The 15,702-nt window shown below is 69.0% G+C and carries 16 protein-coding genes; 7 read left to right on the top strand and 9 right to left on the bottom strand.

The genetic code is table 11. From position 1 onward, the window contains the following. Positions 1-24 precede the first annotated feature (24 nt). Both BLT45_RS17470 and msrB read right to left on the bottom strand, forming a co-directional pair. On the bottom strand, positions 25-1,080 hold the full coding sequence (locus tag BLT45_RS17470; RefSeq protein ID WP_093303950.1) for a CorA family divalent cation transporter: 1,056 nt from the start codon (positions 1,078-1,080) through the stop codon (positions 25-27). A 77-nt stretch (positions 1,081-1,157) separates the two neighbouring features. Continuing rightward, positions 1,158-1,625 (bottom strand): peptide-methionine (R)-S-oxide reductase MsrB, encoded by a 468-nt coding sequence (msrB, locus tag BLT45_RS17465; RefSeq protein WP_093303946.1) that lies wholly within the window; start codon positions 1,623-1,625, stop codon positions 1,158-1,160. Between the two features lie 109 nt (positions 1,626-1,734). On the opposite strand from msrB, the gene BLT45_RS17460 reads away from it, so the two are divergent. After that, positions 1,735-2,547, top strand: coding sequence for a hypothetical protein (locus BLT45_RS17460; RefSeq protein ID WP_254771946.1), 813 nt, complete (start codon positions 1,735-1,737; stop codon positions 2,545-2,547). A gap of 9 nt (positions 2,548-2,556) precedes the next feature. Here BLT45_RS17460 and BLT45_RS17455 read toward each other — a convergent pair whose 3' ends face one another. Beyond that, positions 2,557-3,129: a DUF3016 domain-containing protein gene (locus BLT45_RS17455; RefSeq protein ID WP_093303937.1), complete on the bottom strand. Its 573-nt coding sequence runs from the start codon at positions 3,127-3,129 to the stop codon at positions 2,557-2,559. Positions 3,130-3,237: 108 nt separating this feature from the next. After that, positions 3,238-4,146, bottom strand: coding sequence for an AraC family transcriptional regulator (locus BLT45_RS17450; RefSeq protein WP_217629588.1), 909 nt, complete (start codon positions 4,144-4,146; stop codon positions 3,238-3,240). 199 nt (positions 4,147-4,345) lie between these two features. Here BLT45_RS17450 and BLT45_RS17445 point away from each other — a divergent pair, with 199 nt between their 5' ends. The 4 genes from BLT45_RS17445 (at position 4,346) to BLT45_RS17430 (ending at position 8,231) form a co-directional block, all read left to right on the top strand. Then, entirely contained in the window at positions 4,346-5,080 is a 735-nt protein-coding gene (locus BLT45_RS17445) for an SDR family oxidoreductase (RefSeq protein ID WP_093303924.1), read from the top strand. A gap of 77 nt (positions 5,081-5,157) precedes the next feature. Beyond that, a complete protein-coding gene (locus BLT45_RS17440; RefSeq protein ID WP_093303919.1) occupies positions 5,158-6,192 on the top strand; it encodes an aldo/keto reductase in 1,035 nt (344 codons plus the stop codon). A gap of 91 nt (positions 6,193-6,283) precedes the next feature. Then, positions 6,284-7,564 (top strand): Xaa-Pro dipeptidase, encoded by a 1,281-nt coding sequence (locus BLT45_RS17435; RefSeq protein ID WP_093303916.1) that lies wholly within the window; start codon positions 6,284-6,286, stop codon positions 7,562-7,564. Positions 7,565-7,574: 10 nt separating this feature from the next. Further along, positions 7,575-8,231 (top strand): DsbA family oxidoreductase, encoded by a 657-nt coding sequence (locus BLT45_RS17430; protein WP_093303912.1) that lies wholly within the window; start codon positions 7,575-7,577, stop codon positions 8,229-8,231. A 6-nt stretch (positions 8,232-8,237) separates the two neighbouring features. On the opposite strand, the gene BLT45_RS17425 is transcribed toward BLT45_RS17430, so the two are convergent. Together BLT45_RS17425 and BLT45_RS17420 are read right to left on the bottom strand one after the other, a co-directional pair. Continuing rightward, positions 8,238-8,450 carry a hypothetical protein gene (locus BLT45_RS17425; RefSeq protein ID WP_093303908.1) on the bottom strand — a complete coding sequence of 71 codons (213 nt, stop codon included), beginning with the start codon at positions 8,448-8,450 and terminating at the stop codon, positions 8,238-8,240. A 118-nt stretch (positions 8,451-8,568) separates the two neighbouring features. After that, a complete protein-coding gene (locus tag BLT45_RS17420; protein ID WP_093303904.1) occupies positions 8,569-9,213 on the bottom strand; it encodes an arylesterase in 645 nt (214 codons plus the stop codon). An 88-nt stretch (positions 9,214-9,301) separates the two neighbouring features. Between BLT45_RS17420 and BLT45_RS17415 the strand changes: the two genes are divergently transcribed. Together BLT45_RS17415 and BLT45_RS17410 are read left to right on the top strand one after the other, a co-directional pair. After that, on the top strand, positions 9,302-10,021 hold the full coding sequence (locus tag BLT45_RS17415) for an ABC transporter ATP-binding protein (RefSeq protein WP_093304347.1): 720 nt from the start codon (positions 9,302-9,304) through the stop codon (positions 10,019-10,021). After that, positions 10,018-12,519, top strand: coding sequence for an ABC transporter permease (locus BLT45_RS17410; RefSeq protein WP_093303900.1), 2,502 nt, complete (start codon positions 10,018-10,020; stop codon positions 12,517-12,519). The genes BLT45_RS17415 and BLT45_RS17410 overlap by 4 nt, the downstream gene beginning before the upstream one ends. Before the next feature lie 10 nt (positions 12,520-12,529). On the opposite strand, the gene BLT45_RS17405 is transcribed toward BLT45_RS17410, so the two are convergent. The 3 genes from BLT45_RS17405 to BLT45_RS17395 all read right to left on the bottom strand — a co-directional run bounded on the left by BLT45_RS17405 (position 12,530) and on the right by BLT45_RS17395 (position 15,349). Beyond that, on the bottom strand, positions 12,530-12,823 hold the full coding sequence (locus BLT45_RS17405) for a hypothetical protein (protein WP_093303897.1): 294 nt from the start codon (positions 12,821-12,823) through the stop codon (positions 12,530-12,532). Between the two features lie 129 nt (positions 12,824-12,952). Beyond that, the gene (locus BLT45_RS17400) at positions 12,953-14,176 is read right to left on the bottom strand and encodes an RtcB family protein (RefSeq protein ID WP_093303892.1); all 1,224 of its coding nucleotides are present in this window, start codon (positions 14,174-14,176) and stop codon (positions 12,953-12,955) included. A 54-nt stretch (positions 14,177-14,230) separates the two neighbouring features. After that, complete coding sequence (locus tag BLT45_RS17395; RefSeq protein ID WP_093304345.1) at positions 14,231-15,349, bottom strand: slipin family protein; 1,119 nt, start codon at positions 15,347-15,349, stop codon at positions 14,231-14,233. Between the last annotated feature and the right edge of the window lie 353 nt (positions 15,350-15,702).

The following is a 15,702-nucleotide window of genomic DNA, read 5'->3' as shown; positions in this document are numbered from 1 at the left end:
GGATAGCGCGGCCGCGCGTCGTGCTCAGGTCGAACGCGCCACGCCCATGCGCCGCAGCAGCAGGTAGACCACCACGCTCGAGGCCGCGCCGAGCAGCAGCGCGAATGCCAGGCCGTGGGTGCTGTGCGCGAACGGCAGCCCGGGCAGGTTCATGCCGAACAGGCCGGCGACCAGGCTGGGCGGCAGCAACAGCGCGGTGATCATCGACAGCACGTAGAGATGCCGGTTGGTGCGTTCGGCGAGCTTGGCCGCCACTTCGTCCTGCAACAGGCGCGCGCGTTCCTGCAGCGTACCGACATCCCCGTCGAGATCGTCGAAACGCTGGTTGAGGCGTGCGATGGCGAGCAGCAGGTCGTCGTCGGCATCGCCCGCATGGCGTTGCTCGAACGGTTTCAGCACGCGCCGCATCGCGGTGAGCGGCCGGTGCAGGCGCACGGTCTGGTGGCGCAACTGGGCCAGGTCGCGGCGCTCTTCGCCGATGCTGTCCGCCAGCACGCGGTCCTCGATGCGGTCCAGCCGCGTCGACAGTCCATCGCTGCTGCGCTCCACCGTATCGGCGAAGCGGCCGGCCACCATCTCCAGCAGGCGGACCGGCGCATCGGCCTGCACGCCGACGATCACCGCACGGCGCGCGGCCTCGACCGAGCGCAAAGCCTGGCGGCGCGCGGTGACCAGCAGGCGCTCCGTCATCGCGAAGTGCAGCCAGCCGATGCCGTCGTCGCCCCGCAACTGGCCTTCGGCCGCGAGATCGACGCCGCGCTGGTGCGTCCAGTCGACGAAGACGCCGTAGGCCGCAGTGTCTTCGCGCTGCAGGTTCACGTGCGAATCCGGCGACAGCAGCGTGTCGCGGGCGTCCTCGGGAATCGGCAGGACCGCCACCACCTGTGCGCTGCGCACATCGCTGAGGTCCAGGTGCAGCCAATGCCAGGCGTCGGTGGACGCATCCAGCATATCGAGGCCGGTGGACGCGGCATCGAGCGCATGGGCGCGGCCTTCGCCGTGGAACCGGTACAACCAGAGCGCGCCCGGCAATCCGGAGAATGTCGGCATGGCGGCGTGCGTATCGGTGGATGCGGCCATGTATGACAGCCGGGCGACGGTTGGGTGACGGTCAGGCTACCGCCGTCATGTGCCCGTCTCGTGACAGGCGGCCGGCATCACCCCGCAGGCTGCGACTCCGCACCGCCGCGCTGCAGCGGGTCGGGCAGGGCGGCGCCGTGCGGCGTGAAGGCCAGCGAGACCGAGTTCAGGCAGTGGCGCTCGCCGGTCGGCGGCGGACCGTCCGGGAACACGTGGCCCAGGTGGCTGTGGCAGCGGGCGCAGACGATCTCGGTGCGGATCATGCCGTAGCTGATATCGCGGATGCGGCCGACGTGCGCTTCGTCCACCGGCTGGAAGAAGCTCGGCCAGCCCGTGCCGGAATCGAACTTGGCGCTGGAGCGGAACAGCGGCAGGCCGCACAGGCGGCAGGTGTAGACGCCGTCCTGCTTGTTGTCCAGGAACACGCCGCAGAAAGGCGCCTCGGTACCGTGCTGCAGCAACACCCGGCGTTCGTCTTCGCTCAGGCCGGCGACCAGCGCCGTGCGTTGCGCATCGGTGGGCGGGGTGAGGTCGAAGGTCGCCATGGACGTGCTCCGCGGAAGAAGGGATGCCATGGATATGGTGCCTCCCCCGGCGTGCCACAAGCCTGGTTTACCATCGCCGCGTTCCCCGGGAGATGCACGGATGCGCTGGATGCTGGCCTTGTTGACGACGTTGGCGCTGCCCCAGTCGGTGCGCGCGCAAGCGCCCGACGCGCCGCCGCGCGTTCCACCCGCCCCCGGCTGCCTGGATGCCCGGCAGATGGGCGAGGTGCGCCAGGCGTCGTCCACGGAACTCGCCGTGCAGGGTCGGGACGGACAGCGCTTCCGCATCACCCTGTCCGAAGGATGTCCCGGTGCCGGCCGGGCCGATGCCGTCCTGCTGGCCCGCGAGGGCTGGGTGTGCGGGACCGGCCAGGAATACGTGCGCATCGGCGAGGCCACCTGCGCGGTGACCGGGATCGCGACGATCGACGCGCGCGAGTACGCCGCCATGGCGCGCGCATCGCAGGGATCGGAGGATGGCGTCGCCACGCTGGAAACGGTGGAAGTACGTGCGCCGCGGCGGCGCGGCTTCGCCGGTTCGTCGAGCTTCTGCTTCAACCCGCGCTACCTGCGCGCGTGGTCGGAGGACAGCGAGGGCATGCTGGTGGAGTTGTCGCCGCGTCGTTCGGGCGGACACCGCTATTACCGGGTCGAGCTCGCGCAGAGCTGCCCCGACCTGGACTCCGCACCGGCCATCGTCTTCCGGTCCGGCGTCGGCATCGGGCTCATCTGCGGCAATCCCGGCGACCGCGTGGTGGCGCAGGACAGCGGCGGCAACAGCCTCTTCGATTCCGGCAATGCGGATGCGTGGATGCCCGGCGACGAACGGCGCTGGTCTCGCCGCGGCATACGCGTGCAGTGTTCGGTGTCGGCGGTCTACCCGCACGAGCCGGCGCCGCGCGGGGCGGCACCGGCACCCTGAGTCACTGCATCAGGGCGTGGACGTCAGCGCGGCGTTGGCCTTGAACTCGCGACGCAGCCAGTCGTCGATCATGCGCTTCTCGTAGCGCAGGGTGTCGGTGCTGTTGAGGTTGGAACCCATCAGGAAGCCGTGGTCGACCAGCTTGCGCTCGCCTTCCGCGACCACCTGCCCATCCGCGCCCTTCACGACGAAGTTCAACGTCATCCGCGGCGGGTAGATGTCCTTGACGATGCGGATGTCTTCCATGCCGGGGCGAACCGCAGGTTCGTAGCGGCCGGCACGGTCGATGTCGGTGATGGTGACGTCCAGCGTCTGGCCGCGGGCGAGCCGCTGGCCGGCTTCATCGCGCAGGTACTCCGCCAGGTCGGTCACCCAGGTGCCGCGCTTCGATTCCCAGCGGTTGCCGCTGAACTTGATCTCGCTGAACTGCCCGGGGTCGGTCCACTGGACGCTGACGGCGCCGCCTTCGGTGGGCAGGCTGCGCGGGATCTCGGGATCGGTGACGTTCTTCTGCCGCGCCTCGGCGGGCATCGCGGCCGTGAGCGCGACGAAGGAGGCGAGCAGCAGGGCGGAGGCTTTCATGACCGTTCCTCGGGAGATATCCGAGAGGATTGTGCGCCGCGTACGGGGGTGCGGCAACGGCGCACGACGCCGGGCTTACGGCATGTTCAGCGCCGGTTTCCGGCCCGTTCAGAGGCTGCGCAGGCGCTCCACGTCGCGGACCGGCGGGGCGCCGAACATGCGGCTGTATTCCCGGCTGAACTGCGACGGGCTTTCGTAGCCCACGCGGTGGCCGGCGCTGGCGGCGTCCATGACCTCGCTCAGCATCAGTCGGCGAGCCTCCTGGAGGCGCAACTGCTTCTGGTACTGCAGCGGACTCATCGCGGTCACGGCCTTGAAGTGGTGGTGCAGCGCCGACGCGCTCATGTGCACCTCGCGGGCGATGTGGTCGATGCGCAAAGGCTGCGCGTAATGCTGCCGCAACCAGTGGATCGCCTTGGCCACGCGCTGGCCCTGGCTGTCGGCGATGCCGATGTGGCGCAGCATCGCGCCCTGCGGGCTGCACAGCACGCGGTACAGGATCTCGCGTTCGATCAACGGCCCGAGCAGCGGGATGTCGTGCGGCGTATCGAGCAGCTTCACCAGGCGGATCGCGGCGTCCAGCATCTCCACGCTACTGGGTTGCAGGAACAGGCCGCGCGATGGCGGCGGCAGCGGCGCACGGGCCGATTCGGCCTCGGTGACCAGCTCGGCGATGGTGGAGGGCGACAGCTTCAGGATCAGGCACAGGTAGGGGGCCTCCGCGGAAGCCCGGGTGACCTGCCCGGTCACCGGCAGGTCGACGGATGCGACGACGAAACGGCTCGCGTCGTAGTCGTAGACCTCGTCGGCGAGGATCGCGCGCTTGGCCCCCTGGACGATCAGGCACAGCGCGGCTTCCTGCACGCCGCGCATGGGCAGCGCCATGGGCGCGCTCAGGCGGGAGAACTGCAATGCCTGGATCGCGGTCGTGTGGACGCCATCCTGGCCGGTGGATCGTTCAATCAAGCCGGCGAGCTCGCGCAGGCGGGCGTCATGGGCGGAAGCGGTAGCGGACATGGGAAGGGCCGGGAATACGGGCGTGGGGGATGGAAACGAGTCTACGCAGCGCGCCGCTGGATGGAATGGCCTGGACGGGGGCAGCGCAGGATCAGGCAAGGATCGCGGAGGAACCGGATATCGACGCTGGGGGCGGCGGGCCGAGACTGCGCCCCGTTGCGGCACAGCCCGTGCCGCGCATTCCCCCACGAGGTACCCCATGTCCGGAATCCAAGGAAAAGTCATCGCCATCACCGGCGCCAGCAGCGGCATCGGCGAGGCCGCCGCGCGCGAACTCGCCCGTCGCGGTGCCCATGTCGTCCTGGGTGCGCGCCGCACCGACCGGCTGGAGCGGCTGGTCGCGGAGATCGCCGCAACGGGCGGCAGCGCCCGCTTCCAGGCGCTGGACGTCACCCGCCTGGACGACGTGCAGGCGTTCGTCGCGTTCGCCCAGGCGTCGTTCGGCCGGCTCGACGTGATCGTCAACAACGCCGGCGTGATGCCGCTGTCGCCGCTGGCCGCGCTGAAGATCGACGAATGGAACGCGATGATCGACGTCAACATCCGCGGCGTGCTGCACGGCATTGCCGCGGCGCTGCCGGTGATGCAGGCGCAGGGCGGGGGCCAGGTGATCAATGTCGCCTCCACCGCGGGCCATCGCGTGTGGCCGAGCGCCTCGGTGTACTGCGCCACCAAGCATGCGGTGTTGGCCATTTCGGAGGGCCTGCGGCAGGAGCACGACAGCCTGCGCGTCACCGTGGTGTCGCCGGGCGTGACCACCAGCGAACTGGCCGAAACCATCAGCGACGCCGGCATCAAGGCGTGGATCGAGGACTTCCGCCAGGTCGCCATTCCCGCCGAGGCCATCGCCCGCGCGATCGCCTACGCCATCGAGCAACCGGACGATGTGGATGTCAGCGAAGTGATCGTGCGGCCCTCCGCCAGCGCGAACTAAGCGTTCCATCGCGAGGGGTTGCCGCTGCGGCGACGGGGGAGTGCAATGGCGCACTCCCCCGCTTCTGGATCGTCCCCATGGAATACCGCTATCTCGGCGCATCGGGCCTGCGCGTCCCCGTCCTGTCCTTCGGCACCGGCACGTTCGGTGGCCAGGGAGCCCTGTTCAGCGCCTGGGGCAGTACCGACGTGGCCGAAGCACGCCGGCTGGTCGACATCTGCCTCGACGCCGGCCTCACCCTGTTCGACAGCGCCGACGTCTATTCGAAGGGCGCGGCCGAAGAAATCCTCGGCGAGGCGATCAAGGGACGTCCGCGCGACTCGCTGCTCATTTCCACCAAGGCCACCTTCCGGTTCGGCGACGGCGAGAACCAGGTGGGCTCTTCGCGTCACCACCTCATCAACGCCGTCGATGCCGCGCTCAAGCGCCTCGGCACCGATTACATCGACCTGTTCCAGCTGCATGGCTTCGATGCGCGTCCGCCGGTCGAAGAGGTGCTGTCCACGCTCGATACGCTGGTGAAGGCCGGCAAGATCCGTTACCTGGGCGTGTCGAACTTCTCCGGCTGGCACCTGATGAAGTCGCTGGCTGCCGCCGATCGCCACGGCTGGACGCGCTACGTGGCGCACCAGGCGTACTACTCGCTGGTCGGCCGCGACTACGAATGGGAGCTGATGCCGCTGGCCGCCGACCAGGGCGTGGGCGCGGTGGTCTGGAGTCCGCTGGGCTGGGGTCGCCTCACCGGCAAGATCCGCCGCGGCCAGCCGCTGCCGGAAAACAGCCGCCTGCAGTCGCAGACCGCGCACGATGCCGGTCCGCAGGTCGACCTCGAGTACCTGTACGACGTGGTCGATGCGCTGGACGAGGTCGCGCAGGAAACCGGCAAATCGATCCCGCAGGTCGCGTTGAACTGGCTGCTGCAGCGGCCGACGGTCAGCACCGTGGTGATCGGGGCGCGCAACGAGGAACAACTGAAGCAGAACCTCGGCGCGGTGGGCTGGAACCTGACGGCCGAACAGGTGGCGAAACTGGATGCGGCGAGCCAGCGGCCGAAGCCGTATCCGTACTGGCACCAGGCAGGCTTCGCCTACCGCAATCCCACGCCGGTCTGATGCGCGTGCAGGGCGGGATCGTCCGCCCTGCTTCGTCATCGCATGCGTGCGGCTGCTAGAGTCGCGCGGCCCTTTCCTGCCCGGAGTTCCGATGCGCCTACGCGTCCTTGCCGTCGTCCTGTCCCTTGCGTGCGCGCCCGCATTCGCGGCAACCACCTACGTGAAAGCCGGGCGCCTGCTCGATGTCGAATCCGGGCGGGTGCTGACCGACCAGGCCATCGTCATCGAGGATGCGCGCATCACCGCCATCGGTCCGGCCGCGACGACGCCGGTGCCCTCGGGCGCGACCGTGCACGACCTGTCCGGCAAGACCGTGCTGCCGGGCCTCATGGATGCGCACGTCCACCTGCACGGCGACGCCGACCTGCAGGGTTACCGGCGCCTGGCCATCTCGCTGCCGGCCGCCGCCATCAAGGGGGCGAAGAACGCGCGCACCACTCTGCTGGCGGGCTTCACCACCGTGCGCGTGCCGGGCTCGCCCGGCTACGCCGACGTGGCGCTGCGCGATGCGATCGCGAACGGTGAAGTCGAAGGCCCGCGCATCCTCGCCGGCGGCGTGTCCATCGGCATCACCGGCGGCCATTGCAGCGACAACAACCTGCTGCCCGCCGAGTACAAGGCGGTGGGCGAAGGCGTGGCCGACGGCCCGTGGGCCGCGCGGCAGAAGGTGCGGCAGAACGTCAAGTTCGGCGCCGACTTCATCAAGACCTGCTCCACCGGCGGCGTGCTGTCCAAGGGCACCGAGGTCGGCGCGCCGCAGTACTCGCTGGAGGAGCTGACGGCGTTGGTGGACGAAGCGCACGCCCTGGGCCGCAAGGTCGCCTCGCACGCGCATGGCGCCACCGGCATCCGCAACGCGCTATTGGCCGGCGTGGATTCCATCGAACACGCCAGCTTCATCGACGACGAAGGCATCGCCCTGGCGAAGAAGAACGGTGCGGTGCTCGTGATGGATATCTACAACACCGAGTACATCCTCGGCGAAGGCGAGAAGGCCGGGTTCCTGCCCGAATCGCTGGAGAAGGAGCGCCGCGTGGGCGCCAACCAGCGCGAGAACTTCCGCAAGGCGCACCAGGCCGGCGCGATCATGGGTTTCGGCACCGACGGCGGCGTCTACCCGCACGGACTCAATGCACGCCAGTTCTCGCGCATGGTGCAGTTCGGCATGACGCCGCTGCAGGCGATCCGCTCGGCCACCGTGGTCAATGCGCGTCTGTTCGGCATCGACAAGGACGTGGGCGTGCTCAAGCCGGGCTACTCCGCCGACCTGATCGCCGTGGATGGCGATCCGCTGCAGGACGTCGCGGTGCTGGAGAACGTCGGCTTCGTGATGAAGCAGGGCCGCGTGTACAAGAACACCGAGAACGAGTGAGGCGCACCGCATGTCGAAACCCGTGAAGATCGATTTCGTCTCCGACGTCGCCTGCCCCTGGTGCGCGATCGGCCTAGCGTCGCTCGAGCGCGCCATCGCCGCCATCGGCGGCGACCTGCAGGTCGAACTGCACTTCCAGCCGTTCGAACTGAATCCGGACATGGGGCCCGATGGAGAGTCCATCGCCGATCATCTGGGTCGCAAGTACGGGTTGTCGCCGGAGCAACTGGCGCAGAACGGCGAGGCGCTGCGTCTGCGGGGCGAAGCCCTGGGCTTCCACTTCGACCTCCGGAAGCGCGACCGCATCTACAACACCTTCGATGCCCATCGACTGCTGTACTGGGCCGGCGAGCTCGGCGGTACGCAGCAGCATGCGCTCAAGCGCGCGCTGCTGCAGGCGTACCACGGGGAGGGTCGCAATGTGTCCGATCGCGACACGCTGGTCGCGATCGCCAGCGCAGCGGGACTGGATGCGACCGGGGCGCGCGGCGTCTTGGAAACGGACCGCTTCGCTGCCGAGGTCCGCGAGCGGGAGCGCTTCTACCAGCAGCACGGTATCCAGGCCGTGCCGTCGGTGATCCTCAACGACCGTCATCTCGTCCAAGGCGGGCAGCCGCCGGAGACCTTCGAGCAGGCGCTGCGGCAGCTGTCGGGCATCACTGCCTGAGCCGGGTCACCCGTGCCGGGCGAGCAGGATGGCCTCGTTGCTCGGCATCTCAATGACGACGGCGGTCGGGATGCCGTGGTGCTGGTGCAGGGTGGCGGCGAGCAGTTTGGCGTTCTCGCGGGCGTCGCAGAGGTTGTCGAACCAGTTACGGCCGTATTCGCCCTCATAGAGCTGCCAGCCGCTGGCGGCGGCGGCGATGGTGAAGAGCAGGCGAGGCATGGGGTACTCCAATCAGCAATGCCGGGCAGGGAACCGGCAGGGCTACTGTGCGTGAATGTGTCAGCTATCACATTCGGCGGAATCCCCGGCTTCGCGTAGGAAAATTCCTACGTACCGCTCAGCGCAGCAGCGGTTCCAGCGCCTTCCAGACGTGGTCGCGCAGCTTGGGCTGCGCACTGGCGACCGGGTGCAGGTTGTCGGCCTGGTAGGCGTTGCGGTCCAGTGCGATGGGTTCCAGCAGGAAAGGCAGCAGGGCGGTACGGTACTGCCGGGACAGCGCGATGTAGTTCTGTTCGAAGCCGCGGGTGTAGTCCGGGCCGTAGTTCGGCGGCATGCGCATGCCGACCAGCAACACCTTGGCCTTGCCCGCCTGTGCGGCCTTGATCATCTTCTCCAGGTTGGCGTGCGTCTGCGCCAGCGGCAGGCCGCGCAGGCCGTCATTGGCGCCCAGCGCGATGACGACGACCGCCGGCTTGTGGCGCTGCAGCTCTGCGGCGATGCGCGCCGCGCCGCCCGCGGTGGTCTCGCCGCTGATGCTGGCGTTGACGACCCGCCAGCCTGGTCGGGTCTTGCCGATGCGGTCCGCGGTCAGCGCGACCCAGCCCTGCGCCGGCGACAGGCCGTAGGCGGCGGACAGCGAATCGCCCATCACCAGGACGGTGCGCGCGCCCTTCGCGGCTGCGGCCTGCGCGGTTTGCGCTGCGACGGGCCGTGCGAATACCGCGACGAGCAGAAGCAGGGCCACGCCGATGGCCCATTGCATGCGTGCGCGCCCGGCCCCATACCTGCTTGAATTAAGAAACATTTAATCCGTGCTCCCGATGATTCACGAAATGACCGACGAGACGATCATGGCCGACGCCAGCAGACTGCACACTGAAGCCCGCACCACCGAACGCGCCGTCCTCGACGTGCAGGGGCTGGGCAAGCACGTGCCGCTGCCCGGTGGCGAACTGACGATACTCGAGGACATCGGCTTCCGCATCGGCCACGGCGACACGGTGGCGATCGTCGGCGCGTCGGGCTCGGGCAAGAGCACGCTGTTGTCGTTGCTGGCCGGGCTGGATGTTCCCAGCGCGGGCGCGGTGACGCTCGATGGCGAACGCATTTCCGACATGGACGAAGACGGCCGTGCGCGCGTGCGCGGCGAGAAGGTCGGCTTCGTCTTCCAGAGCTTCCAGCTGCTGCCGTCGCTGACGGCGCTCGAGAACGTCATGCTGCCGCTGGAGTTGCGCGGCGATGCCGACGTGGACGGTCCCGCGCGCCAGATCCTGGAGAAGGTCGGCCTGGGCCAGCGACTGGGCCACTATCCGCGCCAGTTGTCCGGCGGCGAGCAGCAGCGCGTGGCGTTGGCGCGCGCGTTCGTCACGCGCCCGTCGCTGCTGTTCGCCGACGAACCCACCGGCAACCTCGACACGCATACCGGTCAGGCGATCATCGAACTGCTGTTCGCCTTGAACGCCGACGCGGGCACCACGCTGGTGCTGGTCACCCACGACGACCATCTGGCGGCACGCTGCCAGCGCCTGCTCCGGCTGGACGCCGGCCGCCTGCAGAGCGGCGGCGCATGAAGACGCTCGCGCTGGCCTGGCGCCAGTTGCGCCGTGATCTGGTCGCGGGCGATGTCCGCATCCTGTTCGCCGCGCTGGTGCTGGCGGTGGTGGCGGTGACGTCGGTGGGCTTCGTCACCGATCGCGCGGAGCGCGCACTCGCCATCGAAGCGAACCGCCTGCTCGGCGGCGACGTGGTCGTGCGCGGCGACACGCCCCCGACGGCGGCACTGCGCGCGCTGGCGGCCGGCCCGGGCCTGCGCGTGACCGAGACGCAGGAGATGCAGAGCATGGTCCGCGCCGGCGAGGCGCTGTCGCTGGGCGACCTGCGCGCGTTGGGCGAAGGCTTTCCGTTGCGTGGCAGCTTCCGCGTCATCGACGCGGCGGGCGGCCCCGAGCACGATGCTGCCGGCGTTCCCGCGCCCGGCACGGTATGGATCAGCCAGGCCGGCGCCGAAACCCTGGGCGCGAAGCTCGGAGACGAGATCGGCATCGGCACGCGTGCACTGAAACTTGCGGCCCTGGTCACGCAGGAGCCCGACGCCGCGCTGGACTATTTCAACGTCGCGCCCAAGGTCTTCCTCAACCTTGCCGACCTTCCTTCCACCGGCCTCGTGCAGGAAGGCAGTCGCCTCCGCTACCGCCTGGTCGTCGCGGGCGATGCCGGCGCGGTCGAAACCTTCACCGCGGCGGTCAAGCCGCAGCTCGCGCGCGGCCAGCGGATGGAGACGATCCAGGACGCGCGGCCGGAGGTGCGCTCCGCGCTGGACCGTGCCAGCCGCTTCCTGGGCCTGGCCGCACTGGTGTCGGTGGTGCTGGCCGCCGTCGCCGTGGCGATGGCGGCGCGCCGGCACAGCGAGCGCCATCTCTCCGGCACGGCGGTGATGCGCTGCCTCGGCGCGCAGCAGCGCACGCTGGTCGGCATCCATGTCGGCGAATTGGTGTTGCTTGGCCTGGCCGCCTGCACGGTGGGCGTGCTGATCGCCTTCGGCCTGCAGTGGGGCATCGGCAGCTGGCTGCAGCAATCGTTGAAGATCGACATCCCGCCGGCGGGCGTACTGCCCGCCTTGCAGGGCTACGGCGTGGGCATGATCGTGCTGCTCGCCTTCGGCGCGCCGCCGGTGCTGGCGCTGCGGCGCGTTCCCGCGTTGCGCGTGCTGCGTCGCGATCTCGACCGGACCGAACCCAGCGCCTGGCTGGTCGCGCTGACCGGCTTCGTCGGCCTCGGCGCGCTGCTCTGGTGGAAGGCGGGTTCGCCGGCGCTGGGCACTGCGATGCTGGTCGGCATCATCGGCACGCTCGCCGTGCTCGCCGGGCTGGCCTGGCTGTTGATCCTGCTGGTGCGCCGCGTGCGCTCGCGCTTGCGCGGCAGCCTGCGCTATGGCCTGGCCAACGTCAGCCGACGTGCCGGTACGTCGATCGCGCAGGTGTCGGCGCTCGGCCTCGGGTTGATGGCGCTGTTGCTGCTGACCTTCGTGCGCACCGACCTGCTGGACCGTTGGCAGCTGGCGCTCTCGGCCAATGCCCCGAACCGTTTCATCATCAACGTGCAGCCGGACCAGGTGGATCCGGTGAAGACGTTCATGCAGGCGCGCGGACTGTCGGCGGTCGACCTGTATCCGATGATCCGTGGCCGGCTGGTCGAATTGAACGGCAAGCCGAGCAGCGGCGCGGACTATGAAGACGCCGACGAGCGCACGCAACGCCGGGCCGATCGCGAGTTCAACCTGTCGATGGCTGCGACACTGCGCGACGACAACAAGGTGACCGCGGGCGAGTTCTGGACCGATCGCACGCCTTCGTCGCCGGAGCTGTCCGTGGAAGAGGACTTCGCCGACGCGTTGGGCTGGAAGTTGGGCGATCGCGTCGCCTTCGACATCGCCGGCCAGCGCTTCGAGGGCCGGATCACCAGCCTGCGCAGCGTGGACTGGGAAAGCTTCCGTCCCAACTTCTTCGTCGTCGCCTCGCCCGGCGCGCTCGACGGCTATTCCGCCAGCTACATCACCGCGGTCAGCGTGCCGACCGGCGATGCCGCGTTCACGCGCGAGCTGGTGGGCCGGTTCCCCAACCTGTCGGTGATCGACGTGGAGGCGGTACTGAGCCAGGTGCGCAGCACGGCCGAACAGGTTTCGCAGGTTGTGCAGGTGGTGTTCTGGTTCTCGTTGGCCGCCGGCCTGCTGGTCCTGATGGCGGCGGTGAGCGCCAGCCAGGACGAGCGCCTGCTGGAAGGCGGTGTGATGCGCGTGCTCGGCGGCAGCCGTCGCCAGCTGCGTCTCGCGCAGGCCTCGGAGTTCGCCGCGATCGGTCTGCTGGCGGGTCTGGTCGCGGCGATCGCGGCCTCGGTGCTGTCGGGCGTCGTGGCGACGCAGGTGTTCGACCTGCCGTGGAAAGCGAACTGGCAATTGGCCGCCATCGGCGGTGGCCTGGGCATGGTGGCCGCGCTCGGTGCGGGGCTCTTCGCCACGCGCAAGGTGCTGGATGCGCCGCCGTCGGTGACGCTGCGCGAACTACAGGGCTGACACCATCCGGCTAGTGGCGGCTGTCGCCGTCTTCGCTGGCGAGGTCTTCGGGCCGCATCGGCGTCGCTTCGAAGCGACGGCCGTAGGCCCGTTCCTCGATCACGCGTTCGATCTCGTCCTCCGGCAGGCCGGGCGCGCCGTAGACGGCGTACGCGATGCTCCCGTCCGCGCGTTCGCCGACCTGGTGCAGGCGGTAGCGGGCATGGCCGCCGCCGCCGTCCTCGGGGTAATGGACCGGCGGGCGTCCGCCTTCCATGTCCATCTCGCTGTTGTCCACCACGCCTCCCACGAACAAGGCTCTCATCTGCGATCTCCGGCGACACGATGCGGCCGAGTCTGGCAGCCGCGATGTTCGCGCAGGGTCAAGCAAACATTGCGCGCGCGCGAACAACGGGCATTGCAAAGCTGAACAAAAAGAGGGGCGAGCCGAAGCTCACCCCTTGATGCACACCACCTGGCGCAGCGTGTGGACCACCTCCACCAGGTCGCTCTGCGCGGCCATCACGGCGTCGATGTCCTTGTAGGCCGCCGGTGATTCGTCGATCACGCCGGCGTCCTTGCGGCATTCGACGTGTGCGGTGGCCTCGCGGTGCTGCGACAGCGTGATCTGCTGGCGCGCGGCGGTACGGCTCAGCACGCGGCCGGCCCCGTGGCTGCAGCTGTGGAAGCTGTCCGCGTTGCCCTTGCCGCGCACGATGAAGCTCTTCGCGCCCATGCTGCCGGGAATGATCCCCAGCTCGCCGGCACGCGCGCTCACCGCACCCTTTCGGGTGACCAGCAGGTCCACGTCCCCGTGCGTCTCCTTCTGCACGTAGTTGTGGTGGCAGTTGACCGCCATCTTCTCCAGCTGGAACTTCGGCAGGCGGTGACGCATCTCGGCGAGCACCCGCGACATCATCGCCTCGCGGTTCTCGCGCGCGTAGTCCTGCGCCCATGACACCGCTTCCACGTAGTCGTCGAACAGGGGCTCGCCTTCCATGAAGAAGGCCAGGTCCTTGTCCGGCAGGTGGAAGCCGAGCACGCGGTGCGCCAACTGCTCGCGTGCGCGCTCGATGAAGTACGTGCCGATCAGGTTGCCGGTGCCGCGCGAACCGCTGTGCAGCATCACCCACACCGCATCGGCCTCGTCCAGGCAGATCTCGATGAAGTGGTTGCCGCCGCCCAGCGTGCCGATCTGACGGTCCAGCTTGTCGGTGCGGATCCTGCGGTGCTTCTGCTTGATCGCCTCCAGGCGTGGTTCCAGCCCCGACTGCGCGATGCGCGTGCGGATGCTGTCCGGCAGCTTCCAGTGCTCGCCGCCGCGGCCGTTGCCGACCGGCACGCTGCGCTCGATGCTCGAGCGCAGCTGCGCCAGGCTGTCCGGCAGGTCCTTCGCGCGCAGCGTGGTCCGCACCGCGGCCATGCCGCAGCCGATGTCCACGCCGACGGCGGCCGGGATGATGGCACCGCGGGTCGGGATGACCGAACCCACGGTGGCGCCCTTGCCCAGGTGCACGTCGGGCATCACCGCGACCCACGGGCCGACGAAGGGGATCGCCGCGATGTTCCGCAGCTGCTCGTGGGCGCCCTGGTCCAGGGGCACGCCGCGCACCCAGCCCTTGATCGGCGTGGTGCTGCCCTCGGCGTGCAGCAGTTCGAAGTGTGTTTGCGTACTCATGTGGTCATTCCATTGAAGCCGGAAGCGGTGGTTCCGTCCACCGTCCCGGCTGTACTACTTCAACGTCACCAATTGCTTCAGCACGCCATCCAGGCCGCCGAACACGGTGAACTTGTCGATCTTCTCGGTGACCTTTTCAAGGGCCTCGAGCTCCTTCAGGCGCATCAGCACCGGCGACTCGTCGATCAGCTTCGCGGTGTTGAGCAGGGAACGCGTGGCGTTCGCCTCCTCGCGGCGGCGGATCACGTTGGCCTGCGCCGTCTTCTCCGCCTGCACCACCCCGTTAAGGATCTCCTTCATCTCGCCCGGCAGGATCACGTCCTTCACGCCGACGCCCAGCACTTCCACGCCGAAGCCGGTCACCTGGCCACGCACGTACGCGAAGATGTCGGCGTCCAGCGAGGCCTTGTCGCCCAGCAGTTCGTCCAGCGTCTTGGCGGAAACCGCCTTGCGCAGGCCGTACTGCAGTTCGCGGTAGACGAAGTCGCCGACCTTCGCAACCTTGGTCCGCGCCGCCACCACGTCGGTGACGCGGGTGCTGGCGGCCAGGTTCACGCGCAGGCTGACCTTGTCGCGGGTCAGCAGTTCCTGGCCCGAGACTTCGATCGACTGCACGCGCAGGTCGACCACATCCACCACCACGTTCTTCTGGAAGTTCCAGAAGGCGTAGCTGCCGGGTGCGAGCGTGCGCTCGAGCTTGCCGTCGATGAAGACCAGGCCGGCGAACTCCGCCGGCACATCGGCCACCACCGCCAGCTTCGACAACACACCCAGCTGGCGCAGGCGCCGCGCGACGGCAACGTCCACGTCCGGCGTGGCGAGCGACACGGACTGCACCTCGACCTTCACCAGGCCGATCCAGTACAGGCGCCGCGTGCCGGGCGGCAGCACGTCTTCCAGCTTGCCGTTCTTCAGCACCAGGCCGACCTGGTCCACCCCGATGTCGGCGAGCACGAAGACCTCGCCCAGACGGTCGCCCAGGCGCGCGATCAGCGCGTCGACGTCGTGGCCGGCGTACTCCGGCGCGGCGATGTTGAAGGTGCGTACCTCGATCCGACCCATCGGGTCGAACCAGCGGTACACGCCGGGCGCGAGCAGTTGCTCGAACCGACGGTTGCGATACACCAGGCCGCGCTCGCCGTCACCGATCACGACCCTCTTGGTCCAGAACATGGCGTTGTTCTCCTTGTTGGCTCTGGTGGTTCGATCCGGATTCAACGGATCGCCGCGGTGGATCGAATCCCGCGACGAAGGGTGCCCATCGCGATTCGCGATCGGCAAAAGAAGGTGGAAACGCCCCTGCACGGCGGCGAGGCGGGCGGCCGGCGCTGTCGGCGGAGGCACCGCAACGAGGGCGCGGTCCGTGGACCGCGTCGAACGCTGCGCGCTTCCGCGTCGAGGGCGCGGTGCCGGCGTCGTCCCCGCTGCGCCGCGCCGTCTTCCGCGTTCCATCGCGGAAGGACGACACGCCGCACGGGGCGTTTCCTGAGTGGGACTTGCGTCCCGATGTCATGGCGTGACAGGCC

This window comes from Pseudoxanthomonas sp. CF385 (genome assembly GCF_900104255.1).
GTDB lineage: Bacteria > Pseudomonadota > Gammaproteobacteria > Xanthomonadales > Xanthomonadaceae > Pseudoxanthomonas_A.
This window is presented reverse-complemented; position numbering and strand designations above follow the sequence as displayed.